The organism is Austwickia sp. TVS 96-490-7B (assembly GCF_019331795.1).
Lineage (GTDB): Bacteria > Actinomycetota > Actinomycetes > Actinomycetales > Dermatophilaceae > Austwickia.
In genome coordinates this window covers 530,649-555,255 of sequence record NZ_JAHPZL010000003.1, presented here as the reverse complement: position 1 = coordinate 555,255, position 24,607 = coordinate 530,649, and the positions used below count along the sequence as shown (strand labels likewise).

The following is a 24,607-nucleotide window of genomic DNA, read 5'->3' as shown; positions in this document are numbered from 1 at the left end:
GCCGGTCACCCGGTCTACTGTGACCGATCACGATGGGCTTCGACGTACGACCACAAGTCAGTACGCCGAAGCCCATCGTTGTCTCATCGAGTCCGTGATCAGGGGGCCAGGCTCAGCTCCACCTCGCCATCGTCATCCGTCGAGACCGTCGCGCCCACCGACGACGCACCCTCACGGGGATAGAGCGTGACCGCCCATTCTCCCCGCGGGCCTTCCCCGACCACCGCATCCACCTCGAATACGTCGTCGATCAGCTCCCGGCTCAACACCGCCGACGGCGCACCGGCACCATGCAACCGTCCGTCCCGCATCACCAGCACCCGGTCGCAGTGGCGCGCCGCCAACCCCAGATCATGCAGTGACACCACCACCGTCAGCCCGCATCCCCGCAGATGACGCATCAGATCCAACTGGTGACGGATATCCAAATGGTTGGTCGGCTCATCCAAGACCAGCGCTCGCGGTTGCTGAGCTAAGGCGCGGGCCACTTGGGCACGTTGCCGCTCCCCACCGGACACCTGTCGCCATGGCCGGTCGGCCAGCTGGGTGATGCCCAGCTGTGCCATCGCATCGGCGACGATCTGTTCGTCCTGCGCCCGGGGTCCATACCACCTGTCTTGGTGCGGGATCCGGCCCAAGGCGACGACATCGGCCAGCGTCAGGTCGTCCGGCGAGGCGCCAGCTTGATCGACGAAAGCCACCTGGCGGGCCAGCTCCCGGCGTGGGATGTCCCGGATGTCTACTCCGTCGTACCGGACCATTCCGGCACTGGTGTGGCGCACCCCGACCACGCACCGCAGCAAGGAGGACTTGCCTGACCCATTCGGCCCGACCAATCCCACCACTTCACCGGCTGCGATCTCCGCTTGGACGTCGTGCACGATCCGTCGCCCCGGCACATTCCAGCACACACCTTCGAGGTCGATGCGTACCGGTGCTTGCGTACTCACAATTCACCTCGCCGTTTCATCACCAGCAAAAACACCGGAACGCCAATGAGGGCAGTCAGTACGCCGACGGGAATTTCCCGTGGGGAGAACACCACCCGAGATAGAGCATCCGTGATGACCAGCAGCACCGCACCGGTGAGAGCCGCCGCGGGCAGTAAATATCGGTGCAGCGGGCCGACGACAAAACGGATGGCGTGCGGCACGATGAGCCCGACGAAACCGATGGCGCCCACCCCGGCCACCGCCGCAGCGGTGATCAGCGATGTGACGATCAGCAGCACCAGCCGAGTCCGTCGGACATCAATGCCCAGTGACGAAGCGGTGTCCGATCCAAGGGACAGTGCGTCCAAGGTGGGGGCATGCCACCAGGTCACCGCCAGACCGATCAGCAGCGCGACGCCGCAGGTGAGAGCGGTCGTCCACCGGGCTGCGCCCATCGAGCCCAACAGCCAGAAGGTAATGGCCCGGGTGGTTTCAGCGTCTCCATCGGCCATCAACACCAGCGACGACAACGCGGCAAACAGCTGACCGACCACGACTCCGGTCAGCACCACCCGCACCGAATCCAGCCCGCTGCGGCGCAGCAGAATCAACAGCAGCGCGAGCGCGCTGAGCGCGCCGATTAGGGCGCCACCGGTCAGGCCGAGAGCCTGACCGCCCACGCCGAGGACGACGACAACGACGGCCCCAGCCGAAGCCCCGGAAGACAGACCTAACAGATAGGGCTCGGCCAACGGGTTGCGAGTGAGCGCCTGTAAGGTCGCGCCACACACCGCCAGCCCCGCTCCGACGAGCGCCGCGGTGACGACCCGTGGCACTCGCAAGCCCCACAGGATCGAGTCGACGACCGGGGTCACCGGGTCGCTGGGCAGGCCAAGGTGTGCAGACAGGACATCGACGACCGCGGTGACCGGGGTGTCAGCTGCCCCCAACGTTAAGGACACCAGCATGGTGACCAGGAGGATCGGCACTCCGGCCAGGTAGAGAAGGGCGGATCGGACGCCGTATCGGCGTGCGTTTCCACCTCGGGACGAAGCGGCCATGTCAGTGGACGAGTTCGAGTTTGACCAACTCGTCGTGCAGTGCTTTCAGCGTGTGCGGGAACCGGACGGTCGCGTCGGTCTCCACGCCAGGAACGACCAGGAATCGGTTTTTCTGGACCGCGTCCAGCTTGGCTGTCGCCGGGTTTTTGCGCAGGTCAGCGATCTTTGATTCCGCGGAGTCTCCGGGTTTGCCCCGCTCAGCGAGGTCTGCGATCACGATGAGGTCAGGGTCGGTCTCGCCGAGTTTCTCCCAGGCGACTTCAGGCCAGTTCTCCTTCAGCTCGGACAGTGGGTTGACCCCACCGACCGTCTCGGTCATCGCTTGTGCCAAGCCGGTGCCCCCGGCAGCGTACGGCGATCCGGAGTAGGTGGCGTAGACCCACAGGATCTTCGGGGCTTTCCCGGTGGGTTTGGCCGTCGCCTCTTCAACGCTCTTCTTCTGATCGGCGATGAGTTTGTCGGCACGGTCGGGGACGCCGAACAGAGTGCCCAGGTTGCGGTAGTCGGCGTACATCCCCTCGATGGGGTTGGTGATGGTGCGTTTGTCAGCGGGACAGTCGACCTCGGAGAGGTACGTCGCGACGCCTTTACTGGCGAGTTCGGCGCGGGTGCCCACCCGATCCTTGGTCATGATGTCCACAAAGGGAGAAAACACCAGGTCAGGGTTGACAGAGAGGGTCTGTTCGGGGGTGAGCACCTTGGGGGTGATGACTTTCAGCTTCGCGTAGGCGTCAGCGAATTCGGGAGCAACCCTGGTCTTGAGGTTGGAGGTGCCGGCGATGCGGTCAGCAAGCCCGAGGGCCAACAGAGTCTCGGTGGCGGACTGCTCAGTGGTGACGGCCCGTTGGGCGGGTTTGGCGAGTTTCACGGTCTCGCCGCAGTTGGTTAACGTGATGGTGGGTCTGTCGCCGTCAGTGCCCGTGGGGGCGGTGGTATTGGCGCTGCCGCATCCGGCGGTAGCGGCCAGGGCCACGGCGGTCAGCAGGAGAGTAGTGCGGCGGGAGGGGCGACGGACAGCGGTGTTCATGGACGACCTTGCGCTTGCTGAGAATGATGTTCAGGACAGATTTACTTTACGTGTATCAGGATAGGATGACCTTATCTGCCGCTTGGCCTGGGAATTTCCTTGTCTCAGAAACAAATCGCTAAAACATGAGGTGCCTGTGGAACTGAGGATCGACCCCGTGACCACTCCCGACGACGTCGATCAGGCCCGGGCCGTGATCCGACGCAGCATGGAGGACGATCAGAGCTACGGCTATCGATTCGACTGGCACTGGGACGTCGAACACCTCCGAGAGGTTTATCTCGACAATCCCCGCAACGTCATGCTCATCGGGCGCCTCGGCGGCACGATCGTCGCCACCGCCGGGATCCGCGTCGGCGGCCCGGACTCCCCACCGCACCACCCCGCCATCGCCGCCCGGTACGCCGACCGCCACCACGTGGCCCAACTCCTCCGCGTGGTCACTGTGCCCCAAGCCCGCCGTCGCGGCTTTGCCCGTCAGATGGTTGATGCTGCCGTCGACTGGGCCCGCCAAGACGGCGGGTATCGCGTCATCTACCTCCACACCAACGCCGCCGTCCCAGGTGCCGAAGCCTTCTGGCGATCCACCGGAGCTGACCTGGTCCAAGACGATCGGGGCTGGGAGACCGACACGCGTTTTGAGACCCTGCACTTCGAGTTCCCGTTGCGGCCTAGCGTCCCGGCCACCAGCGGCACGCTCACATCAAGCGCACGAGCCTGAATACACCGACTCAAGGTGAGTCGTCGCTTCGTCCCACCGCCCCAGGCCAATCGACGTACGAGCCAGCAAGGCGGCAGTGATCGGGGTGAGTAGACGCGCATCCTGAGCGACAGCGGTCGTCAGCACTTCGTGCGCGCGCTCGTGATCGCCAACATGGATCAGCGCGCGGACCAGAGCGACCAGCATGCGCTTCCTGATCGTCGTGGAGACAAAGGGCCGGGCCGCTTCCTCCAAAGAAGCCATCGCCTCAATGTCCGGCGCGGACACAGGATCGTCACCGGGACGGGACAGAATCCCGATCCCGGTGACGTGAAGCGCATGGACTATCCCGATATCTGAATCGGTCTGAGTCAATCCGCTGAACTCCACGCCACCGTGACCCGCAGCGGCGATCATGGCTGCGAGTTCTCCATCAAGAATGAAATCGACGAGCTGCCGATCGGCAAGTTGCGACCACTTTTCGGCAAAACCCTCAAAGTCGCCGTACGTCGACAGCGCCTGTTTCAAAGCGGTATTGACCAGCCAAGGCAAAAGAATCGGCGATGGCGCATCGAGGATAAATAAATCAGCCATATAAGTCATCCCGATGAGCGCTGCCCGTCGCGGATTCTCTGATAGCTCAGCGATTGTCTCTCGACATGCGGTCAGGACGACACGAATATCTTTCCTGGGGCACTGCTCGACAGCCTGCGCGATGGCCTCATGGGCGGCCGACACCCGCGACCCCATCAGATGAAGCCAACATCGCACCACCAAGGTGCGCCATCCCACTGGGGTATCCGACACCCCCTCCGGGACCAGATGAGCGTGGACATGCCGCCGAAACTCCACCGAGGACTCCACTATTCCCCCGGCAGTCAGCGCGGCCAACAGCACATCAGTCACATCGGATGATTCGCTGACCTGTCCAAAATCCGCGCCGCTCAAGGTGCCCACCGTCAGGCCCAATGCGGTCGCCAACGCTTCGGTCACCTCGGTACTGGGTCGACGGGTACCCGCCTCCAACCGAGACAGATAACTCGGACTCACCCCGGAAACGCGCAAAGCCAACTCGCTCTGCGTCAGGTGGGCCTTTTCACGAGCGAACTTCAGACGCCGACCGAAATCCGAGGGGTTGTTCATGCAGGTCAGTTTAGGGCTTGCCTGCCGGCACCCGCGGGGTCGACCTGAGCGCCGAAGGCGCCGCCAACAGCGCCCCGACTCCGGCGCAACCTGAGATGCCGACAAACGTGACCGTCGTACCCAAAGAGACCATCACTGTGGTGGCGGCAATCCCTGCAGCCCCGCCGATCTGAAGGCCGATCCGGATCAGGGCACTTGCATGCGGGGCATCAGCTGGATCGACATTTTCGACACAGGCGCCTAACAGGACAATCGTGACAATTCCTAAAAGGGCACCGCGGATCAGAAAAAGACCGCTGACGGCCCATAAGTTTCCTAAGACGTCGATCATCGAGAAGGGCAAAGTCGTGAGGGCCGTGCCGATGAGACCCCCGCTGAGCAGCGTGAACGACGACATGGTGCGTAACGACGTCGCGAGTAGTCGCCGGCCGATGAACGCTCCGACTCCTTGGATGCCCAGGGCCATCCCAATCATCGTCATGGAGGTGCCAAAGGTGTGATGCGCGGTGACGGGGTAAGCAAAAAGGAACGCATAAAACGTCGCCCCGACGCACCAGGACAAGCCAAATGTCGTCCCAATGCTTCTGTGGGACAGCAAAGATGCCTTGAGAATGGGTTCACTGACCCGGCGAGAGTGGACCGTGAACACTGTCAGCGCCAGGATCGACGCCGCCGTACAGAGCAGGAGCGGACGCGGATCCGCCTCAACCGCCCAGGACAGCCCGAGCAGGCCTGAGCCCAAACCCACCGCCAACAGCGCCCCGCCGATGATGTCCAAGGAGATCTCTGGGTGGGATTCCTGCGGGATAGCGCGGCCCTCTAAGAGCAGCGCCACCAGACATAACGGCACGTTGATGAGAAATACCGCGCGCCAACTCAGTGACGTGGTGAGCCATCCGCCTAACAAGGGTCCGATCGCCGGGGCAGCCACAGCCGGGATCCCGATGACACCCAACGCATCTCGCATCCGTTCCCGACCGGCGACAGCGACGATGATGGCCTGCACCATCGGGGTGAGCACCCCGCCGCTGAGCCCCTGCACGGCGCGGGCCGCGATGAGCGCGTCACAGCTTGGCGCGCACCCGCACACCAGTGAGGCTGCGGTAAAAACCACCATGGCTCCCATCCAGGTGCGGCGCAACCCGGCGTACCTCGACAATCCGGCTGATATCCCCATCCCCACCCCCGTAGCGATCATGTAGCCGGTGACTACCCACCCGGCCCGATCAACAGCAACGTTCAGGTCAGAGACCACGCGGGGGATAGCAACATTGACCACGCTGGTGTCAATCAAGGGGATCAGACACGCCACCGCGAGCGCTGTGAGGAGTTTCTGCGGGAGCGGTGGGGTGGAAGTCGGGAGCGGTGGAGTGGAAGTCATGGTCGTCCTCATCGATGGCTCAGGGGCAGGGTGATCGGGCCTCGGGTGTATAACCCGGACTCGGCGAGGTTTCCGTCGAGGCGGAGGTGGGGCAGGTGCGCCGCCAGGACGGCGGCGGCCGTAGTCAGTTGCATTCGGGCGAAGGCGGCGCCGATGCAAAAGTGCAAGCCGTGGCCGAAGGCCAGGTGGTGGGCTGCGGCGGTGAAGGGTCGCGCGCCGCCGCTGCCGTGTCGGTGGGGGCGGAACTCGGTGGGGTGGTCGAAGACGGCTGCATCTCGGTTGGCGGCACCGATCAGGCAGAAGACCGTCTCACCAGCAGGGATCAGGGTGCCGTCGAGGATGGTGTCTTGGGCGGTTTGTCGGGGGATGAGCTGTACCGGGGAGTGGAGTCTGAGGGTTTCGGCGATGCAGTCCTGGAGGTAGGCCTGGTCCTGGTGCGCGCTTGCGGTGGCGTCCGGGCCGTGGGTCAGGAGGTGATAGGTGAGGTAGGTCAGGGTTTTGTCGGAGGGTTCGGTTGCGGCGAGCAGGATGTTGATCGCTAAGGCGACGACTTCTGAGTCGGTCATGCCGCCGTTGGAGGTCTGGCAGAGCAGGGAGAGAAGGTCGGTGTCGGGGTGGTGGCGGCGTTCGTGGATGAAGGGCAGAAGGAACTGTTCGAGGTGTTCGCTGCACGCGATGTCATGGCGGCGTTCGTCCTCGGTGGACACGAGGGATGTGACGTAGTGGGTGATCCCGTCGTGCCATCCTCGGATCTGCTGGGCGTATTCCTCGTCGATCCCGAGGATGGTCAGCGTGGCGAGGACTGCGAAGCGCCGTCCGAAGTCGGTGACCAGGTCGAAGTGGTCTTGTGACATGGCGTCATTGAGGAGGCGGGTGGCGAGTTTTTCGATGAGGGGGGCGTACCGTTCGGTGAGGATGCGCCCGGAGATTCCTTTCATGATCGCCGCCATCTTGAGGGCGTGTTCTGATCCGGTCATTTGGGCGAGGACCCGGCCGCGCATCACGGGTTCGGCGCGGGTGGCCAGGGGGGCGGTGGTGAAGAGGGTGTCCTGAGACAGGGCGGAGCGTACGGCGTCGTATCGGCTGATCAGCCAAGCGTTGAGGCGAGGGTCGTGGTGGATGCCGGGGGTGTGTTGGATCTCCCGGTAGAAGGGGTAGGGGTCGACCATGACCTCGGGGTCGAGTAATGACGTCGTCATGACATCTCCTCAGAATGGTCCGACAGCGAATCCGCTGCCTGGTCGGAGGGTCAACGGGGTGATGGGGTCAGTGACGAACCTGCTGATCGGCCAGTTGCGGTAATAGGTCAGGCAGGTACGGGGGAGCCCGCATAACGGGGCGGCGGCGAGGAAAAACGGCATTTCCCCAAAGATGTATTCGACGGCGATGTCGAGATTTTCGGCGGAGGTGGGGGTGGCGTCGTTGGTGGTGGTGGCGCGCCGCCGGTGGTCGACTGCGTGAGCGGACATGTCTCGACATGCGGCGCGGAAGGCCTCGTCACGCTGGTAATAGGCGGCGGTGAGGGTGTGGATGTCTTGGTAGAGGGGCTGTCCGATGTGTTCGGAGATGACGAAGGGCCGCCCGGAGTGGAGTTGGGTGTCAGCGAGCGTGAGAGCGTCGGTGATGGCGGTGAGTTGCCGTCGGGTTTCTCGGCGGCATTTTTGTGCTGCTTTGGTGGGGCTTGATCCGGCTCCGCGGAGGAGATGTTCAGAGAGGGCTCCGGGGATGAGGACATCGAAGCCGCGGAAGTGGTCGTGGGCCCAGCGGAAGAGTGTGCTGAGGTAGCTGCGGTCAAATTTTGACGAGAACGGGCTGATGCCCAAGAGCAGATGTTCTCGGCTGTCCAGGATCTGCTGGCATCCACTGGTCAAACCGGTCAAGCCAGTTAGGACTGGTGGCACTGGTGGGATTGTCGGTGGCCGGTGGTGGTCATGGCGGGTGGCCAGAGCGTGTGTCATGGTCTCTCTCCTCGACGTGGTTGCTGCCGGGGTCGAGACTTCCGCCTGCTGCCAGTGCTGACAAGGAACTGGCAGATGAATGACACTATGACAAATCTATGTCAGAGCATGGAGAGATTTCTGTGCTGGTGGAGGGGCATATTTCGGCGGCTCAACCTGTCTTGGACAGGTGTTTTTTGTGCCACGATGCCGTCCGTCATCCGAGATGAGCCACAGGAGAAGGCTGTCATGCTTGTCATCGTAGCGTGACTAATTGGCAAGTTCTAGTCATAGCGAGAAGTCATAGGGCACATCATCGTCTGGCCAGGCTGCGCGAGCCCCTCCGCGGGCGCCTGGCAGCGAGCGATGCGTCAACACCGCTGCCGCAGTCCCTGAGGAGAGACTGCGGCAGCGATGGAGGACGGGGCGACTTAGCGGAGCGTGATCTCCGCGCGACGCATGAACGCCAGCCGGTGCCCAAAGGACACCAAGACATAGCGGTCGTTTCCCTTGATCAAGACATGATCGTCCGGGGTATCCATCGAGAAGGTCTTCGACCAGTAATACGCCGTTGCCGGGTTCGCCTCACCGACGACGTACTGTTGTTTGTCCCCGATCTGATAGACCAGCGGCAAGATTTCCTGATAGCGGGAAGCGTCACGGAAGGCTTCCTTCTCAGGGAAGGCCCGACCGTAGACCTTGGTTGTGCCGGTGGTGGTCACCACGGTGCGTTTCTCGGTGACTTTGCGGGCCTTGGGCGCTGACCGAGGGTTGTAGAACCAACCCATCGAGCCCAGGAACCACACCGCAGTCCAGTCGCCTTCGATCTTGGCGACGACAAACTCATTCCCCGCAGCAGCCCGGGCGCCAATATCGGAGGCCTGAGTGGTGGGCGGGTCTCCCTTCGGGCGTAGACCGATATCGCGCACCAGCTCAGCGTCCTTTGACGGAGCCGAGTGCAGCGGAACGAAGTTGGTGTTGCCGGACTCGCAGGGGCCGTCGTCACCGCAGTCAGTCATCGGCTGAGCATTGCCCTTGAACCCCGGCAGGATCCGCACGACATCTCCGACCTTGACGGGATCGGTGCTGGTGCCCTTGGACAGTGGAGCGCCAAGAAGCTCAAAGAAATGCTCCCAATCCCAGAACGGGCCCGGATCCCAATGCATACCGGCGATCTTCTCAGTTTTTTCGCCTGGAACCTGATCGTGCCCGATGATGTGAGCGCGATCTAAGGGAATCCCATACTGTGCGGACAATTTCTTGACCAGCTTCGCTGAGGCAAGATACATCGCCTCGGTGTACCACTTGTGACCGCGGGCTGCGACACCCTCGTGTTCCAAACCAATCGAATGCATATTGAACCACCAGTTGCCAGCATGCCAACCGATGTCCTGCGGTTTGAGATGTTGAGCGATATGCCCGTCACTCGACCGGATCGAATACTCCCAGGAGACATATTTGGGGTCCTGGACCTTTTTGAGGGTGGTTTCCCAAGAGCATTCAGTGTCATGGATGATGATGTAGTTGATGGTCGGCGCCTTCGGGCGGAAGGCGCGGTCATGGTTGCCGTAGTCGCCCGCGTTCTCGCCGTACTGTTCGTACGGCGCCGGAATCCATTCGGTTTTGTCTTGGGGCTGTTCGGGCTTTTCCTTGACGGAGGCCTTCAGCAGCTGGGTCTTCTGCTCCTCGACTGAGCCGACGTCGCTCTTCTGCAAGACGATGGCGCGCCCCAGGGGGAGCCGCTCTTTCTTACCGGTCGCTATGGTCTTCATCACGCGATCGGCGAACTCGGCCTGAGCGGTGATCGTTGACATCCCGCTGGCCCGGGCCACTGAGAGATACCAGTTCTCCGGTCCAGTGGTCACCCCAGTCGGGCGACGGTACTTCTTCTGCAGCGCCACGAGGAGGGCGGCCCCAGCCTCGACGTTGGCGGCGGCGTCTTTGCGCACCTTGTTGGCGTCGAGTCCGCTGGCTTTGACAGCGGCTGCCAGGGTGTCCTCGGAAGCGGCGATGGGTTTGCCTGCGCGTTCCAAGGCTTTTCGCCGGGCGGCAGCATCGATGAGGTGCATGGGGCCGAAGCCGGAGCCGACGCTCGGTCGGCCTTGGTGGTCCTGCCAGCGGCTCTGACAATGGGCGAACGCGGCAAGAACAGTCACCGGGATGCCATATTTCTTGGCGGCATCGTCGTAGATTTTCGTTTCTTTGCTGTTCACCTCGACGGCCTGTGAACTCTTGATTCCTAAGCCAAATGCGAGTGCAGCCGTGCTGGACACGACGATGAAGGAACGTCTCCCCATCTGGGACATTCTTAAAGGCTCCTCACCTGGTGGGCAATCGGGGCATCCGGAAGTTGTCCAGTGACAAGCGTCATTTCTACCATATTTTTCTGGGTGAGATTTGATTGATTCTGAAATGATAAAAGAACTGATCAGTAGTTGAATGATGGAGTGCGGCATCGGATGAGTGGGGTGGTGCTGGGCATCGTCGTTGGGGTTCTGAAGGCATGTCTGGGGTGGTTCTGACATGCTGCCGATGGTCGGTGGAGCGGGATGTTGATCAGGGCGGTGGGTGTGTTTGGCGGTGCGGTGCGGGCCTCTTGATGGGTGAGGCGTGGATGGTTCCTGCCGGTCAGTGCGGGCATGGGAACGAAGGAAAGTTTCAGAGAAATAAGCGAATGATGCTGGTGGCAAATAAAATTCGCGCAAATAGCAGTAGTCCTGGTGGGGGAGGCCTGGCCGGGCCGCTCTCTGGCTGCGTGATGCCAACGTGGAGGTTCTCGTATTACGGTGAGCGGCTGTTGTGTCCACACCCCGCTACCGCGGATCAAGGAGTACCACCGTGCATATCCTCTGGGGACTGGTCGGCATGATCGGCCTCCTCGCCATCGCCGTCTCCGCCTCCACCAACCGTCGAGCCATCTCCCTCCGGACCGTCCTGCCAGCCTTGGGCCTGCAGATCGGTTTCGGTGTCCTGGTGCTCTTTGTGCCCGCCGGTCGTTCCGTCCTCAACGGCGCGGCCAAGGGTGTCCAGGCGGTCATTGACTCCTCCAAGACCGGAATTGGATTCCTGTTTGGATCCCTCATCACCGAAAAAGGGTTCGTTTTCGCCTTCCAGGTGCTGCCGGTCATCGTGTTCTTTGCCTCGCTGACCTCAGTGTTGTATTACCTCGGTCTACTGCAACGGTTCGTCGAAGGGCTGGGTTCAGCCCTGGAAAAAGTTCTCGGCACTGAGCGCGCCGAATCGGTCAATGCTGCTGCCAATATTTTCCTCGGCCAGACCGAAGCGCCACTGCTGATCCGTCCGTACTTGTCCGGGATGACCCGCTCCGGGTTGTTTGCCGTGATGGTCGGAGGACTCTCGACGGTCGCGGGTTCAGTCCTCGTCGGCTATGCCCTGCTCGGCGCCAACCTGGACTACCTCATCGCGGCAAGCTTCATGGCCGCGCCTGGCGCGCTGCTGATGGCTAAGATCGTCGTCCCTGAGGACGGCACCATCGACAGTGAGGTCAAGGCGCGCCGTACCTGGCCGCGCTGGCTTGGCGGACGTGCCGCCACGGCTGAGGCAGCTGAGAAGGTCGAGACGGTCGCGAAGGTCGAGGCGACGTCGGAAAAAACTGTCACGGCGACCGAGCCCGCAAACAAGGTCACGGCCACAGCGACTGATGCCGCCCCCACCTCGGCCACGGCCACGGCGACAGCGGCTCCCGACACCGAAGAGCCCGAGCATCGCAATGTCATCGACGCTGCCGCTGCGGGGGCTGCCGACGGTTTGAAGCTCGCCCTGAATATCGGTGCGATGCTGTTGGCATTTATCTCACTGATCGCCTTGCTCAACCTGATCCTCGGTGCAATCGGTGGTCTTTTTGGGCACGGTGATCTGACCTTCCAGACTCTGCTGGGATATGTTTTTGCCCCCGTCATGGCGATGATTGGGGTGCCCCTGGATGAGGCGGTGCGTGCGGGCAGCTTCGTCGGCCAGAAGATCGTCGTAAACGAATTCGTGGCGTTCTCTGAATTCGGCCCGGTGGTGGCGAGTTTCACCCCGAAGACCGCTGCGATCGTGACCTTCGCGTTGACCGGTTTTGCCAACCTCAGCTCGTTGGGCATCTTGCTCGGGGGCTTGGGCAGCATGGCCCCCAACAAACGCGGTGAAATCGCGCATCTGGGAATGCGAGCCGTGCTCGCGGCGACTCTCGCCAACCTGATGAGTGCCACAATCGCCGGGATGGTTCTGTGAGCTGACCTGACCCCACCGCGAGGGAGGTGCGACGTACCTGCCTACTCAGCGGCGCCGCTCGTCCACACCAGGACGGACGGCGCCGCTGTCGTGTTCGGATCTACGCTGCCATCAGCGGACGCTGCTAGGGTGTGCGCCGAGTCGATCGCACATCGACGCGGGAGCGTGATGTCAGGGAACCCGGTGTAATTCCGGGACTGGCGCGCAGCGGTGAGGATGACCGTATCCACACGGATGCCACTGGGGGAGACCCTGGGAAGGCGTGGATGGGGGAGGATTCTGAGTCCGAAGACCTGTCGACTCGCGGAATCACCCACGTGGCCTCGCGAACAGGCCCTGTCCTGTCAGGTGTGAATACGTCATGTCGTTGTCTTCGGACGGTGTCTCCACTGTCACGTCTTCCTCCCCGGAGGGACGCCGTCGTGTCCCACTTCGTTGGGCAGTGCCTCTGCTGCTTTTCACCTTGTCGTTGGGATGTCTGCTCAGTGTGCTGATGTCTTTGGCGTTCGGCAGCGAACACATTCCGGTCGACGTGGTGTGGCAGGTGGTGTCCACACATGTGCGCGGTGAGTCTTCCGATGGATCGCCCTGGGATGCCATTGTGTGGGAGTTGCGCCTTCCCAGAGCGCTGCTGGCGCTAGTTGTCGGTGCTGGCTTGGCTCTGGCCGGGGCGGGGATGCAAACCCTGGTGCGTAACCCATTGGCAGACCCTTATTTATTGGGGTTGTCTTCCGGAGCATCAGTCGGGGCGACTCTGGTCATCACGACTGGCGTGTTGTCTGGGGCGGGGATCTACTCGCTGTCGTTAGGGGCGCTCCTTGGCGCGTTGATGGCTGCGGGGACGGTTTATCTCGTCGCGATGGCCCAAGGTGGGCTCACTCCGATGCGGCTGGTGCTTTCCGGTGTGGTGCTGTCTTCAGCTTTCTCCGCCATGGCGTCGTTCTTGATCTTTCTCGGTGAGGATTCCCGCGCGGCTTCCTCGGTGCTTTTCTGGATGTTGGGCTCATTGAACGGAGCGACGTGGACCACGATTGGTCCAGTCACGGTGCTTGTTCTTTGCTCCGGGCTACTTCTGTGGGCGGGGCATTCTTGGCTTGATGCATTGTCCTGTGGTCCGGAGACAGCGGCGGCCCTCGGTGTCCCGGTCCGGGGGGTGCGGCTGACGTTGTTTGTCTTGTTAGGGCTTCTCGTTGGAGGACTGGTGGCCATCAGTGGTGGCATCGGGTTCGTTGGTTTGATCGTTCCGCACGCTGCTCGGCTGCTTGTGGGCGCGACCCATCGGGTGATGATTCCGGTCGCAGCGGTGGCTGGGGGGCTGTTTTTGGTGTGGGTGGATGTGGTGGCGCGGGTTGCGGCTGCTCCACAAGAGATGCCCCTGGGGGTAGTGACTGGAGTCATCGGTGCTCCGGTGTTCTTGGCGTTGATGGGACGACGGTCGTATTCCTTCGGCGGTGCCCGGTGAGTGCGGTCACCGCTGCTCACTCTGATCGGATCACATCCGAGATCCCGGAGATCAACGCGCGAGACCTGAGCTGTGCGGTGGGTGGCCGGGTGATTCTTCGCGGGATTGATCTGACGCTTCCGCCTGGATCCCGGACCGCAATCGTCGGAGTCAACGGCGCGGGAAAATCAACATTGTTACGGACCCTCGCGGGAATGGTGCCTCCTTCGAGGGGGCAGGTTCGGCTTGATGACGTGGATCTGACCTCTTTATCGGCGGTACGTCGCGCTCGACAGGTGGCTTTTGTCAGCCAGGAGGAAGCACCTCCTGAGGAACTGCGGGTGGGGGAACTGGTCGGGCTGGGACGGGTGCCCCACCGGCCGCCATGGCAAGGAGCTGATCTGCAGGAGCGTCAGGCGATCCTTCATGTGCTTCACACGGTGGGTTTATCCTCATACGTCGATCGCAGATGTCACCAGCTCTCTGGCGGGGAAAAGCGGCGCGCTGTTCTGGCGCGTGGGCTGCTGCAGAATGCTCCAATACTCATGCTGGATGAGCCCACCAATCATTTGGATATTGCTTGGCAAGTACAACTATTGGGCATCTTGTCGAACTATCCGGGATCGGTCGTGGCTTCCCTGCACGATTTGGACCTGGTGTTACGCCATTTCAGTCACGTTGCCGTGGTGGGGGCGGGATCACTGTTGGCTTTCGGAGTGCCGACAGAAACGCTGACCCCCGAAGTGATTTTCCAAGCCTTTGGGGTGGCAGCAGTGCAGGTCAAGCATCCCATGACAGGACGTCCCCATTTGTTGTGGGACCGTTCGGACCAGCGAAAGGATGATGTCAGTGACGACCAATAAGAGGCAGGCGGGGACGGTGCAGTCCCTGTCGAGGCTGACATTGACTCGACAGCTAGGAATGATGTCGACGGTAGTGGTCTGCCTGGCGGGATGTGGTGCCGCGGACTCTTCAACTCCGAGGCAGATCGGACCAGCGGCGCCCACTCCGACCGGAATTACCTCAGCCACCACTGTGGGAGATCGCGTAACAGTCACCAATTGCGGGCAAAGCGTGAGTTATCGCGCGCCAGTCACAAGATTGTTTGCGAATGACGGTAATATCATCTCATTGGTTCTGGCTGCGGGGGCACGTGAGCAGCTTATTGCGGTGACAAACCTGGCCCGTGATGAGCCAGTGTTGCGGGCAAAATACGGCGAAAAGTTGGATGGACTTAACGTTGTCAACGGGAAGTATCCGACTCAAGAAAACATCTTGGCGGCGAAGCCGCAGGTTGTTTTTGCTGGCTGGAACTATGGGTTTAGTGAAGCAAAGAATCTGACTCCTGACACGTTGAAGGGTCATGGTATCGATTCTTATCTATTATCGGAAAGTTGCCGTCCGGGTGGGGACTCGAAACGGGGAACCATGAACGCTTGGGATGCCGTGGAGACCGATATCTCAAATATTGCAGCCTTGACGGGTCATGCCGAGGAGGCCGAGAAGGTCATCGCTGACATGCGTTCCCGTCGTGAACGTTTGGGCAAGGCCCCGCAGGCGACGCGACGCCCGACAGTTTTCCTTTTTGATTCGGGGAAAGACACCATTTTCTCTTCCGGTGCTTTCGGTGGCCCCCAGGCCGTGATTGACTCCGCTGGGGGTCGCAATGCGTTGGAAGACGTCAGGGATACGTGGTCTAAAGTGAGCTGGGAGCGAATCCGTACCGCAGACCCGGAGGTGATCGCTTTTGTGGAGTATCCAGGACAGACTTACCAGGAGAAGGTCGATATCTTGCGATCCCATCCAGCGAGTAAGGATCTGCGGGCAGTGCGTGAGGGTAGGTTTGTCAACCTGCCCTACACAATGTGGACGTCTAGCTCGCTGAATATTGATGCGGCAGAGAGTTTGCGAGTGGCCTTGGAAAAATATGGCGTTGTTCCGAGTGCAGGTATCACGCCAGCGCTTGACATCTCGAAACTGTCTGGTCTTCCGGGAAACGATTGGCAGACTCGATGACATTGAGGATGGCCTCAGGCCGAGGTGCGTCGGGGGAGGTAATGGGCGAAGACCATGCCGGCACCGACAGCGAGCGCCACGATGCACCACACCCCTGCGGTGAGGGAGAGGAGCCCGGTCATCAGGGATAACAGGGCGGGTCCGCCGGCCGCGCCGAGGTCGCCGAGGAAACGGCTGATCCCCAGGAATTGAGGGCGCCCCTGAGCGGGGGAGGCGTCGGCGGTGATGGTCATCACGAGCCCTGAGCCGAATCCGTTGCTGAGGGCGACGAGGATCCCAACCGCGGCGACTCCGAGGGCGTCCTGAGTCCAGGGCAGGGCAGCGAAGGCCAGGGCCATCCCGAAAGTTGTCGGCAGGGCAGTGGCGCGTCGCCCGTAGTGGTCCATCAGCCAGCCTCCGGGGTAGAACAGCAGGACGTCGACGGCCCACGACAGGCTGATGATGAGGGAGGTGGTGGCGGCGTCGAGACCACAGTGCTCGGCCCAGAGCGGCAGGACCACTTGGCGTGAGCCACGTACCGCGGCCAGCAAAGCGATGCCGAAGCCGATGGTGGCAAAGAACCGCCGGTCGCCGTAGAGCACGGTGCGCAGTGTGGTGACCGGGAGTGGGCTGTCGTCCCGGCCGGTGGGAGTGGGCAGCAGCCAGCAGGTGGCGGCAGCGATGACCAGCACGGTGGTGGCGGCGACGTACACGGCCGTGCGTCCGTGCAGGATGATGAGCGCTGAGCCGCAGAGCGGACCAGCGAACATCCCCATCCGCAACACACCGCCGAGGGTGGACAGGGCGCGAGCTCGAATGGCGACCGGGATGGCGTCGACGAGGTAGGTCTGGCGGGCGAGGGCGAAGACGCTCTGCCCGATGCCGAGGGCCAGCGCGGCGGCGGCGATGAGCGGCAGCGATGGGTCGTGGATCAGACCAGCAACGGCGACGGCTTGGAGCAGAGCCGCGCCGACCAGGCAGGGACGTTCCCCGAGGCGAGCGGTGAGGACGCTAGCTGGCAGGCTCGCCAGGAGCGAGCCGAACATGATCATCGACATGATCCAGGCGGCGTCGGCGGAGCTCGCCCCGTAGTCCAGTGCGGTGGAGGGAAGGACAGGCAGGACAGCGCCTAGCCCCATTCCGGCGAGCAGGCTGGGCAGGTAGGTGGCGATGAGGATACGGCGCCTCAGGTCGCGCCGGGGGTTAAGACAGGGCCTCGGTGAGATGTCATCATCCTTGAGCGTCACCGAGGCCCTGCTTCCTATGTGGTGCTGTGAAGGTGCCGCCAGCAGCGGCGGTCTCGTGCGGTGCGGATCAGCGGTCGTGCGGGTTGGCGATCCGGAAGAGGACCGCTGCGACGCCTCCTGCGGCGAGCTGGGTGACCGCCCACACGAGGACGGCTGGCCAACCGATCAATCCCATGATGCCCACGCCGAGTGCCACTGCCGGGTTGAAAGCGGCACCGCTGATCGACCCGACGGCCACGGCTCCGGCGAGCACGGTGAAGCCGATGGCGACGCCGTAGAAGTGGTTGTCGGCGTGGTCGCGGCTGGTAGCGACGTTGAGGACTACCCAGCACAGGGCGAGGGTGAAGAGAAACTCCGCTGCGATCCCGGCGGTGGTGATGTTCACGGTGGGGTTGCCGGTGTGCCGACGGGTCAGGGCGACGGCACTGAGGGCTCCGGCAGCGCCGCCGATGATCTGGCAGGCCCAATACATGGGAAGTTGGTTGCTGCGGAGTCGGCCCCGGAGGGTCACCGCCAGGGTGACGGCTGGGTTGAAATGGGCTCCAGAGATGTGTCCGCCCGCGAAGATCATCACCATCAGGACCGAGCCGATGGCCACTGGGGCTAGCGGTTGGTCGGTGAGGACGGTGCATCCGATGGTGAGGACCAGGAAGAATGTGCCAATAGCTTCGACGACCAGGCTGGCTGTGGTTGAGGGTCGATCGACGATATGGCTGCTTTCGGTGATCTGAGTGTCCGTGATGTTTTGGGTTGACTGTCCAGTTCTTTCGGGTGAATTCATTTCCCCTCCTGAAATCAGCTCAGTGGCCCTTAAAGGCTAGGGCTGTTCAGTGATCGGGGGCTCTTTTGTGTGAGTGAAATCTCAGTGTGCCCGACATTATTCGCAAAACGTACGTGTCGGGAGAAAATAGCGGTGGCAGTGTGATGTCAGTGGTCAGAGATGACAGACGCGTCGGCGCCCCTCGTGAAAAGAGAGGCGCCGACGCGTGGTGAGGTGTTCTTGGTCGGTCAGGGTCTGACCGGAGCGGTCATTCGTTCTTGCTGAAATAGACCCCACCGTTTTTCATCTGCCCCAGGAGCTGCGGAATCGTCACGAAAGTGAACCCCTTCTCCTTCAGTTGAGCGATGATGCCCGGCACGGACTGGACGGTGGTCGGGTGTACGTCATGCAGCAGGATGATCGATCCGGCCTTGGCCTGAGAGACGGCGCGCTTCGTCGTCACTGCCACATTGCGGTTTTTCCAGTCTTCGGTGTCTACGTCCCACAGGATGATGGGCGCACCCGCCTGCTTGACCTCCGGACCGTACGACCCGTACGGCGGCCGAAGCAGATTCACGGGCTTCCCGGTGATTTCAGTGAGTTTCTTGCTGGTTGAATTAATCTCCCAGTTGACCTGACCCGAGTCCATCTGAGCGAGGTCGCGGTGATCCCAGGTGTGGTTAGCGATGACCATGCCAGCTTCAGAGACCCGTTTGACCACATCAGGGTGGGCTTGGGCGCTGCGTCCCACCATGAAGAAGGTCGCCGGCACCTGGGCACTCGTCAAATCTTGAATCAACTTGTCGGTATAAGGGCCGGGGCCGTCATCGAAGGTCAGCGCCACGCATTTCTTGACTGCGCAGTCCACGTTCTGCGTCGACGGGGTCGGTCGCGGCGCGGTGCTGCTGGGCGAAGGTGTCGCCGTGGCGGTGGCCTGACCGCCGTACGGCGCTTTGGAGGTCAACGCCTGCACCACGGATTTGCCGCGCTCAGAGAGGAACGGTGCCGCCGTCTCTGCGGACATTTCTGCCGAGATCACCGGTTCGCCCACCCCACCGACGACCCCCTCGTCGACGACGACACGCAATCCGCCGTTATCGGTGACGGTGACATCGGTGAGTAATAGGTCCACTGAACTGGGGATTGGGGGCGCTGGATTCCCCGACTTGGCGGCTGACGTATCCAGCACGGTCTTGACGAACTCACTACGCCGACCCTGATCGATTAAGTCATGCGAGGGGGATACCCACGATCCGCCAGCGTCGCCGTAAAATGTGTTGTGCAGGCCGACGCCTTTTGCGCCCCGCGGGATGGAGGAGGTGACCCGGACGGCAGCGACCTGGGCGGCGGCACCGACGATCTCGCCGTTAATGTGCATCTGGGCGAAACCGCCATACTCCTGCTGTTGATCTTTTTTCTGATAGCTAGCGAGCTTTTCCTTCGCGAAATCCCCCACAGATTTGTTGAGTGCTGTGGCCCCGGGAATCATTGGCCAGCGGACCGCATAACGGTCTTTGTTGTCCTCTGACGAGAGCGTTTCGTATGTCGTTCCGGGTACGGTGAACGACGGCACGTCCGGGCCGACCTTAAAGGGCGAGTTGTCTTCGATCCGCTGAGCCATCACTGGGCTGGCTGTGCGGCTGGTGTCTGTTGATCCCTGACCGCTGGAGCCGCCCTGATCGGCCGGGCCAGCGCATCCGACGGAGAAGGCGGCAACCACGAGGGTGAGACTGGTCGCGGCGCAGAGAGTGGGACGTCCAAGCATGCTGGTGATGGTATGGGTCTCAGCTGGGCACTGGCTGAACGGGTGGTAGGTAGGACACCAGGAAAAAAGTCCCCCGGGCATTCCGAGCCACCCCAAACACCACCCCAAAAGAACGACCCTCTTTCGATAGCATCCAGGCGGGTGGCCACAGGAGAGAGAAGACGACTGCATGGGACGACTGACCGTACGCCGACGACTGGTCACTGTGACCCGTCCCGAACCGGGAGTGCCTTGTGAACGACGACGGCGCGTGGACACCCTCGCGGTGGAAGAACCCCTCGAAATCAGAGTCAACGGGCGCAGCGTCGCCGCCACCGTGCGAACCCCCGGTCACGACATCGAACTCGCCCACGGACTGCTCCACGGCGCCGGGATCATCCGGCACCGGGTCGACATTGCCACCGCCCGCTACTGCGCCGGAGCTGTGGCGACCACCCCGCAGAGCACCGCGCAAAACACCTACAACCTGCTTGACGTGACCGTCTCCGCCGGAGTGCGTATCCCCACCGACGTGGGAGACCCCCTCCCCATCGGATCCACTTGCGGCGCAGCCACCCTCGACCTCGTCCGTGTCGCGGAAGAGCGGAGTCTCCACCAGGACCGGACCCCGGTCTCCGCCACCGTCCTGCTCGACCTGCCCGACCTGCTCCGCGAACGCCACCGCGACATCAGCACGATCCGGGATATCCCCACCGCCGGACTCTTCACCACCGACGGCGAGGTCCTCGTGGTCCGCGAGGACATCAGCCGCCGTAACGCCATCGACAAAGTCATCGGCTGGGCACTCCTCCACGACCGCCTTCCCGGCAACGGACTGATCGTGCAGATCAGCGGCCGTACGTCGTACGACATTGTGCGACGTACCGTCCTCGCCGGCATCCCGGTCCTCTCCGGGGTGGCCGCGCCCTCATCGCTGGCCGTCGAACTCGCCGAAGACGCCGGGCTGACACTCGTCGGACTGGTCCGCGGTGACCGGATGAACGTCTACACCGGCGCCCACCGACTCACCCCCTAACCGCTCCGGTCCGTACCCTGAGAAGTCACGACCAAGCTCCCCCGACCGCCCTAGCCCCGCCCTGCCCCGACGGAAGGCACCCCATGATCGGCCCGCAACCCGCCGAACGGCTCTACTCCGACGACGACGCCTGGCCCCTCGTGACCTCCTGGGCGCAGCAACGCCACGCCCGCATCCTCCCCGGCGATCCCACCGGCTGCGCTGACACCCTCACCGCCTTACAAACCCCCACCCAAACCGTCCTCGGCGCGCTCGCCGGGCACTGCGGCGGCATCGTCGCGGACGGCGGCTGGCTCCGCCTCCTCGGAGGAGGGCAGACAGCCACCGACACCACCGCCGGTCTACCCAGCCTTGCCGAGATCAATGCGATCGGGGGGACCGGCAGCACTCCCGTCACACCTGGCGCGATGGTCGTCGCCTACGACGTCCTGGGCGGACTGTTCGCTGTCAACGCTGGTGGCCTTCCCTGCGCCGCCGGTGACATCGCCTACTTCGGACCAGACACCCTCGAATGGGTGGGACTCGACGCTGGCTATGCCGCCTTCGTTGAATGGGCGCTCGCCGTCGGTCTGGACGACTTCGCGGCTGAACTGCGATGGACAGGGTGGCAGCAGGAGGTCGCTGAGCTTCCGTTGGACGCCGGGATCACCGCCTACCCGCCGCCGTGGAGCTACGAGGGACGCGACCTGAAACGTGCCCGCCGTGCCGCTGCCCCGATCGCACAGATCTGGGCGTCCCAGGCCACCGCAGCCCGGGACCTGGCCCGCTGACAGCGATCACGTGGCATCAGCTTGGGTGGTGACCTGGATCAGCCTTTCACTGCGCCTTCGCCGACCCCTTGGAAGAAATACCGATGCAGGACTGCGAAGAACAGCACGATCGGCACCAACGCAATCATCGACCCGGCTGCGATGACTCGTGGATTGTTGGTGAATGCTCCGTTCAGATATGACAGGCCCACCGTGAGGGTCATCTGATCTGGATCGGAGAGCACCAGCAGCGGCCACAGGAAATCATCCCAGGCCCCGATGAAGCTGAAGATCGCCACAATTGACAAGCTCCCGGTGACATTGGGGATGCCCACGTGCCACAGCCGCTGCCAGGTGTTGGCGCCATCCACGATCGCTGCCTGGTCCAGCTCGATCGGGACTTGATTAAACGCGTTGTACATCAACAGCACATTCAAAGCGCTGATCAAGCCGGGCAATGCCACTCCCCACAGGGTGTTGGCTAATCCCATCGAGGTGATCATCTGGAACTGGGACATGATGGTCGCCTCGCCGGGCAGGATCAGTGTTGAGAGAAACAACGCCAGGACAACTTTGCGGCCCCGAAATTGCAGTCGGGACATGGCATACCCGGCGAGGGTGCAGCCAATCACATTGCCGACGACGACCAGCGCTGCGACGAAGAGGGAATTGCCGATGTAACTCCACACCGGGATGACCCGGGTGACCTCGACGTAATTGTCCCAGGTCGGATCTTGGGGGATGAATTGTGGAGTGGGGGAGTTGATGTTTTCATATTTGCTCTTCAGCGAGGTGGAGAGCTGGTAGGCCATCGGCCCGATAGCGATGACAGTCATCAACGCCAGCAAGGCGTAACGCCATAGGTATTCCCACGGCCGGATCCGGGTGTTCATCGGTCCCTCACGTTCAGTCGAGCCAACAGCAGCATCGGGCCCAGGCAGATCACGAAGAGCACGACTGACAGGGCGCAGGCGTAGCCGAGCTGGCCCTGCACTCCGGCGCCGTTCTGTTTGATCAGCATGACCACGGTCGATGAGCGACCACCAGGTCCACCGATCCCCCCGGACAGCACATAGGGCTCAGTAAAGACGCGTAAGGCTGACACTGAGATCATCACCGCGACCAGCATCATGGTGCCGCGGACGCCGGGGACGGTGACATGCCAAAAGCGGCGCCACGCATTGGCGCCGTCGACAGTGGCCGCTTCGTACAAGGACTTGTCGATGCTGCCAAGACCGGCCAGATAGATCACCATGTACCAGCCCAGGCCCTTCCAGACCGTCAGTCCAATCGCGGAGAAGATCAACAACCACCGGCCTTGCAAGAAGGGCACGGCAGAAGAGATGAGCCCTGAGGCCGTGAGCATCCCGTTGACCAGTCCGCGGTCATCCAGTAGCCACTGCCAGATCAGGGCCACCACCAGGGCCGAGGCGACGACCGGGAAGTAGAAAACCGTCCGGAAAAACCCGATACCAGGCACATTTTTTTGGATGAGCATCGCTAGCAACAAGGGCAGCAACGTCAGCAGCGGAAGGCAGATCACCATATAGACGATGCTGTTCAGGATGGCGTTGAGGAGCTGGTCGTCTTGGAATAACCGCAGGTAGTTGGTCAGGCCAGTGAAATGGCCACCGCCAATCAATTTCACGTTCGTGAAAGACAGAATGACCGTGTTGACCGCGGGGAACAAACTGAAGGCGAAGAGGAGGAGGAGCGCGGGCAACAACATCAACCAGGGTGTCGACCTGCGGTGGAAATGCATCGATGGGATCCTTCGTGGCCTCGGTGGGACCGGACTGAGGAGGCGCCCACCGTCGAGTCGTGGTGCGGTGACGGTCCCGACCGGGCAGGTCGGGACCGTCACCGGGGTGTCGTCAGTAGTTCAGGAGAGAGTTCGCTTTCTGTACGGCGTTGTCGAGAGCTTGTTTCGAGGAGATCTTTTCGGTCAGGGCATCGGCGATCTGCTGGTCAAGGTACATGCGCATGGCATCGGTCCATAGCGGCGGAGCAGCGATTCGGGCCTCGGGTAGGGCTTTCCATGCCATCAAGGGGCCATCTTGGGCAGGAGTGCCATCAGAGCTGTTGAAGATATCAGTGCTCTGCTTGCCTTTTGAGCCGGGGAAGAACCCTTTAGCTGTGGTCTTAGTGGTGAAGTTCACCTGATTTTCTTCGTTCGTGACGAAGGCGGCGAAAGTGAGAGCGGCGGCGCTGTTTTTAGCGGCGGCATTCACCGATATCCCTTGTGCCCACAGCGGAGCGGCGCCAATGTTGGGAGAGGGCACCATCTTGTCCGCTAAGGTCGGGTCACTTTCTTTGACTTTAGCGATGAAGCTGCCCCCGGCGGTGGTCCAGGCGACCTGTTCCTTCTTGAAGAGCTCAGAGTTGCCAAGGTATTCAGAGCTCAGGATGTTCTTCGGCATGTATCCCGCCTTGTAGGCGGCGACGTACTTGTCGAGGATTGCCACGGACTCAGGAGTGTTGAAAACAAACTTCTTCTGCTCGTCATCCATGATCTTGACGCCCGCGAAGGAAAAGTCCATGATTTCCGGCTTGCGGCTCATCAGGGTGACAGATCCATCGGTCTTGTCATGCAAGATCTTGGCCTGTTCGATGAGTTCGTCGAGGGTTTTTGGAGGTGCTTTTTTGGGATCGAGGCCGCCCTTGGACATGAGCTCTTTATTCCAGAAGCAGACGTTAGTCCCGAGATACCACGGGAAGGCGTAGGTGCCCTTGACCCCGCTGTAGGAGTATGCGTCGAGTGCTGTTTTTTGATATTTGTCGTCCAGGTCGGAGACCGAGGGTCGCAGGTCGAGGAGGGCCCCGGCTTTAGCTGCGCTGTAGGCAATCTCAGGGGGAAGGTTGATGACGTCGGGAAGGGTTTTGGTAGTGATCTGGCTGGTGATCTTGTCGGCGTAGTGATCAGCAGGCTGATCGACCCAATTGATCTTGACCTTGGGGTGTTTGGTCTCGAAGTCTTTGATGAGAGATTCGAAATAGTCTTTGAAGCCGGTTTTGAGTGACCAGGTCTGGAAGGACACCTCGCCACTGATTTCGCCTGAGGTGTCGATGCTCTTGCTGGCCTGGCTTTGCTCGCCGCCGCCGAGGCCGCACCCTGCGGTCAGGGTGACGATCGCGGCGATGGTGAGGGCTGTGAGGCGCTGACTCATCCGATCTCTCCTTTGAGATGGTCCGCAGGTGCACTGCTCTTCCAGGGCACA

Annotated in this window: 21 protein-coding genes and 1 riboswitch; of the genes, 7 read left to right on the top strand and 14 right to left on the bottom strand. The window is 62.0% G+C overall.

Annotated elements, in window-relative coordinates:
- Window positions 1-98: 98 nt before the first annotated feature.
- The 3 genes from KEM60_RS05055 to KEM60_RS05045 are packed head-to-tail and all read right to left on the bottom strand — an operon-like array spanning window position 99 to window position 3,020.
- Window positions 99-950 carry an ABC transporter ATP-binding protein gene (locus KEM60_RS05055; protein ID WP_219106391.1) on the bottom strand — a complete coding sequence of 284 codons (852 nt, stop codon included), beginning with the start codon at window positions 948-950 and terminating at the stop codon, window positions 99-101.
- Window positions 947-1,993: an iron ABC transporter permease gene (locus KEM60_RS05050; RefSeq protein WP_219106390.1), complete on the bottom strand. Its 1,047-nt coding sequence runs from the start codon at window positions 1,991-1,993 to the stop codon at window positions 947-949. The genes KEM60_RS05055 and KEM60_RS05050 overlap by 4 nt, the downstream gene beginning before the upstream one ends.
- Before the next feature lies 1 nt (window position 1,994).
- Window positions 1,995-3,020, bottom strand: coding sequence for an ABC transporter substrate-binding protein (locus KEM60_RS05045; RefSeq protein ID WP_219106389.1), 1,026 nt, complete (start codon window positions 3,018-3,020; stop codon window positions 1,995-1,997).
- Window positions 3,021-3,177: 157 nt separating this feature from the next.
- Here KEM60_RS05045 and KEM60_RS05040 point away from each other — a divergent pair, with 157 nt between their 5' ends.
- Window positions 3,178-3,741 carry a GNAT family N-acetyltransferase gene (locus KEM60_RS05040; RefSeq protein WP_219106388.1) on the top strand — a complete coding sequence of 188 codons (564 nt, stop codon included), beginning with the start codon at window positions 3,178-3,180 and terminating at the stop codon, window positions 3,739-3,741.
- On the opposite strand, the gene KEM60_RS05035 is transcribed toward KEM60_RS05040, so the two are convergent.
- From KEM60_RS05035 to KEM60_RS05015, 5 genes are all read right to left on the bottom strand, one after another.
- Complete coding sequence (locus KEM60_RS05035) at window positions 3,724-4,863, bottom strand: helix-turn-helix transcriptional regulator (protein ID WP_219106387.1); 1,140 nt, start codon at window positions 4,861-4,863, stop codon at window positions 3,724-3,726. The two genes, KEM60_RS05040 and KEM60_RS05035, sit on opposite strands and share 18 nt — an antisense overlap.
- 10 nt (window positions 4,864-4,873) lie before the next feature.
- Entirely contained in the window at window positions 4,874-6,244 is a 1,371-nt protein-coding gene (locus tag KEM60_RS05030) for an MFS transporter (RefSeq protein ID WP_219106386.1), read from the bottom strand.
- Between the two features lie 8 nt (window positions 6,245-6,252).
- The gene (locus KEM60_RS05025) at window positions 6,253-7,443 is read right to left on the bottom strand and encodes a cytochrome P450 (protein ID WP_219106385.1); all 1,191 of its coding nucleotides are present in this window, start codon (window positions 7,441-7,443) and stop codon (window positions 6,253-6,255) included.
- 9 nt (window positions 7,444-7,452) lie between these two features.
- Window positions 7,453-8,202 carry a tRNA-dependent cyclodipeptide synthase gene (locus tag KEM60_RS05020; RefSeq protein WP_219106384.1) on the bottom strand — a complete coding sequence of 250 codons (750 nt, stop codon included), beginning with the start codon at window positions 8,200-8,202 and terminating at the stop codon, window positions 7,453-7,455.
- Between the two features lie 410 nt (window positions 8,203-8,612).
- Complete coding sequence (locus KEM60_RS05015; protein WP_219106383.1) at window positions 8,613-10,478, bottom strand: N-acetylmuramoyl-L-alanine amidase; 1,866 nt, start codon at window positions 10,476-10,478, stop codon at window positions 8,613-8,615.
- Window positions 10,479-11,019: 541 nt separating this feature from the next.
- Between KEM60_RS05015 and KEM60_RS05010 the strand changes: the two genes are divergently transcribed.
- The 4 genes from KEM60_RS05010 to KEM60_RS04995 all read left to right on the top strand — a co-directional run bounded on the left by KEM60_RS05010 (window position 11,020) and on the right by KEM60_RS04995 (window position 15,874).
- Window positions 11,020-12,417: a NupC/NupG family nucleoside CNT transporter gene (locus KEM60_RS05010; RefSeq protein WP_255574260.1), complete on the top strand. Its 1,398-nt coding sequence runs from the start codon at window positions 11,020-11,022 to the stop codon at window positions 12,415-12,417.
- Window positions 12,418-12,542: 125 nt separating this feature from the next.
- Window positions 12,543-12,733, top strand: a riboswitch (cobalamin riboswitch).
- A 45-nt stretch (window positions 12,734-12,778) separates the two neighbouring features.
- Window positions 12,779-13,879, top strand: coding sequence for an iron ABC transporter permease (locus KEM60_RS05005; protein WP_219106382.1), 1,101 nt, complete (start codon window positions 12,779-12,781; stop codon window positions 13,877-13,879).
- Entirely contained in the window at window positions 13,876-14,721 is an 846-nt protein-coding gene (locus tag KEM60_RS05000) for an ABC transporter ATP-binding protein (protein WP_255574258.1), read from the top strand. Before KEM60_RS05005 ends, KEM60_RS05000 begins: the two co-directional genes overlap by 4 nt.
- On the top strand, window positions 14,699-15,874 hold the full coding sequence (locus tag KEM60_RS04995; RefSeq protein WP_370626288.1) for an ABC transporter substrate-binding protein: 1,176 nt from the start codon (window positions 14,699-14,701) through the stop codon (window positions 15,872-15,874). Before KEM60_RS05000 ends, KEM60_RS04995 begins: the two co-directional genes overlap by 23 nt.
- Window positions 15,875-15,888: 14 nt before the next feature.
- Here KEM60_RS04995 and KEM60_RS04990 read toward each other — a convergent pair whose 3' ends face one another.
- The 3 genes from KEM60_RS04990 to KEM60_RS04980 form a co-directional block, all read right to left on the bottom strand.
- A complete protein-coding gene (locus tag KEM60_RS04990) occupies window positions 15,889-17,100 on the bottom strand; it encodes an MFS transporter (protein WP_219106380.1) in 1,212 nt (403 codons plus the stop codon).
- 67 nt (window positions 17,101-17,167) lie between these two features.
- The gene (locus tag KEM60_RS04985; RefSeq protein WP_219106379.1) at window positions 17,168-17,881 is read right to left on the bottom strand and encodes an MIP/aquaporin family protein; all 714 of its coding nucleotides are present in this window, start codon (window positions 17,879-17,881) and stop codon (window positions 17,168-17,170) included.
- Window positions 17,882-18,128: 247 nt separating this feature from the next.
- Window positions 18,129-19,625 carry a polysaccharide deacetylase family protein gene (locus KEM60_RS04980; protein WP_219106378.1) on the bottom strand — a complete coding sequence of 499 codons (1,497 nt, stop codon included), beginning with the start codon at window positions 19,623-19,625 and terminating at the stop codon, window positions 18,129-18,131.
- A 169-nt stretch (window positions 19,626-19,794) separates the two neighbouring features.
- Between KEM60_RS04980 and KEM60_RS04975 the strand changes: the two genes are divergently transcribed.
- Window positions 19,795-20,640, top strand: coding sequence for a formate dehydrogenase accessory sulfurtransferase FdhD (locus KEM60_RS04975; RefSeq protein ID WP_219106377.1), 846 nt, complete (start codon window positions 19,795-19,797; stop codon window positions 20,638-20,640).
- Window positions 20,641-20,723: 83 nt separating this feature from the next.
- The gene (locus tag KEM60_RS04970) at window positions 20,724-21,410 is read left to right on the top strand and encodes a DUF2625 family protein (RefSeq protein ID WP_219106376.1); all 687 of its coding nucleotides are present in this window, start codon (window positions 20,724-20,726) and stop codon (window positions 21,408-21,410) included.
- A gap of 38 nt (window positions 21,411-21,448) precedes the next feature.
- On the opposite strand, the gene KEM60_RS04965 is transcribed toward KEM60_RS04970, so the two are convergent.
- From KEM60_RS04965 to KEM60_RS04955, 3 genes are all read right to left on the bottom strand, one after another.
- Complete coding sequence (locus tag KEM60_RS04965) at window positions 21,449-22,282, bottom strand: carbohydrate ABC transporter permease (RefSeq protein ID WP_219106375.1); 834 nt, start codon at window positions 22,280-22,282, stop codon at window positions 21,449-21,451.
- Window positions 22,279-23,151: a carbohydrate ABC transporter permease gene (locus KEM60_RS04960; RefSeq protein WP_219106374.1), complete on the bottom strand. Its 873-nt coding sequence runs from the start codon at window positions 23,149-23,151 to the stop codon at window positions 22,279-22,281. Before KEM60_RS04960 ends, KEM60_RS04965 begins: the two co-directional genes overlap by 4 nt.
- A 112-nt stretch (window positions 23,152-23,263) precedes the next feature.
- Window positions 23,264-24,556 (bottom strand): extracellular solute-binding protein, encoded by a 1,293-nt coding sequence (locus tag KEM60_RS04955; RefSeq protein WP_219106373.1) that lies wholly within the window; start codon window positions 24,554-24,556, stop codon window positions 23,264-23,266.
- Window positions 24,557-24,607: the final 51 nt, after the last annotated feature.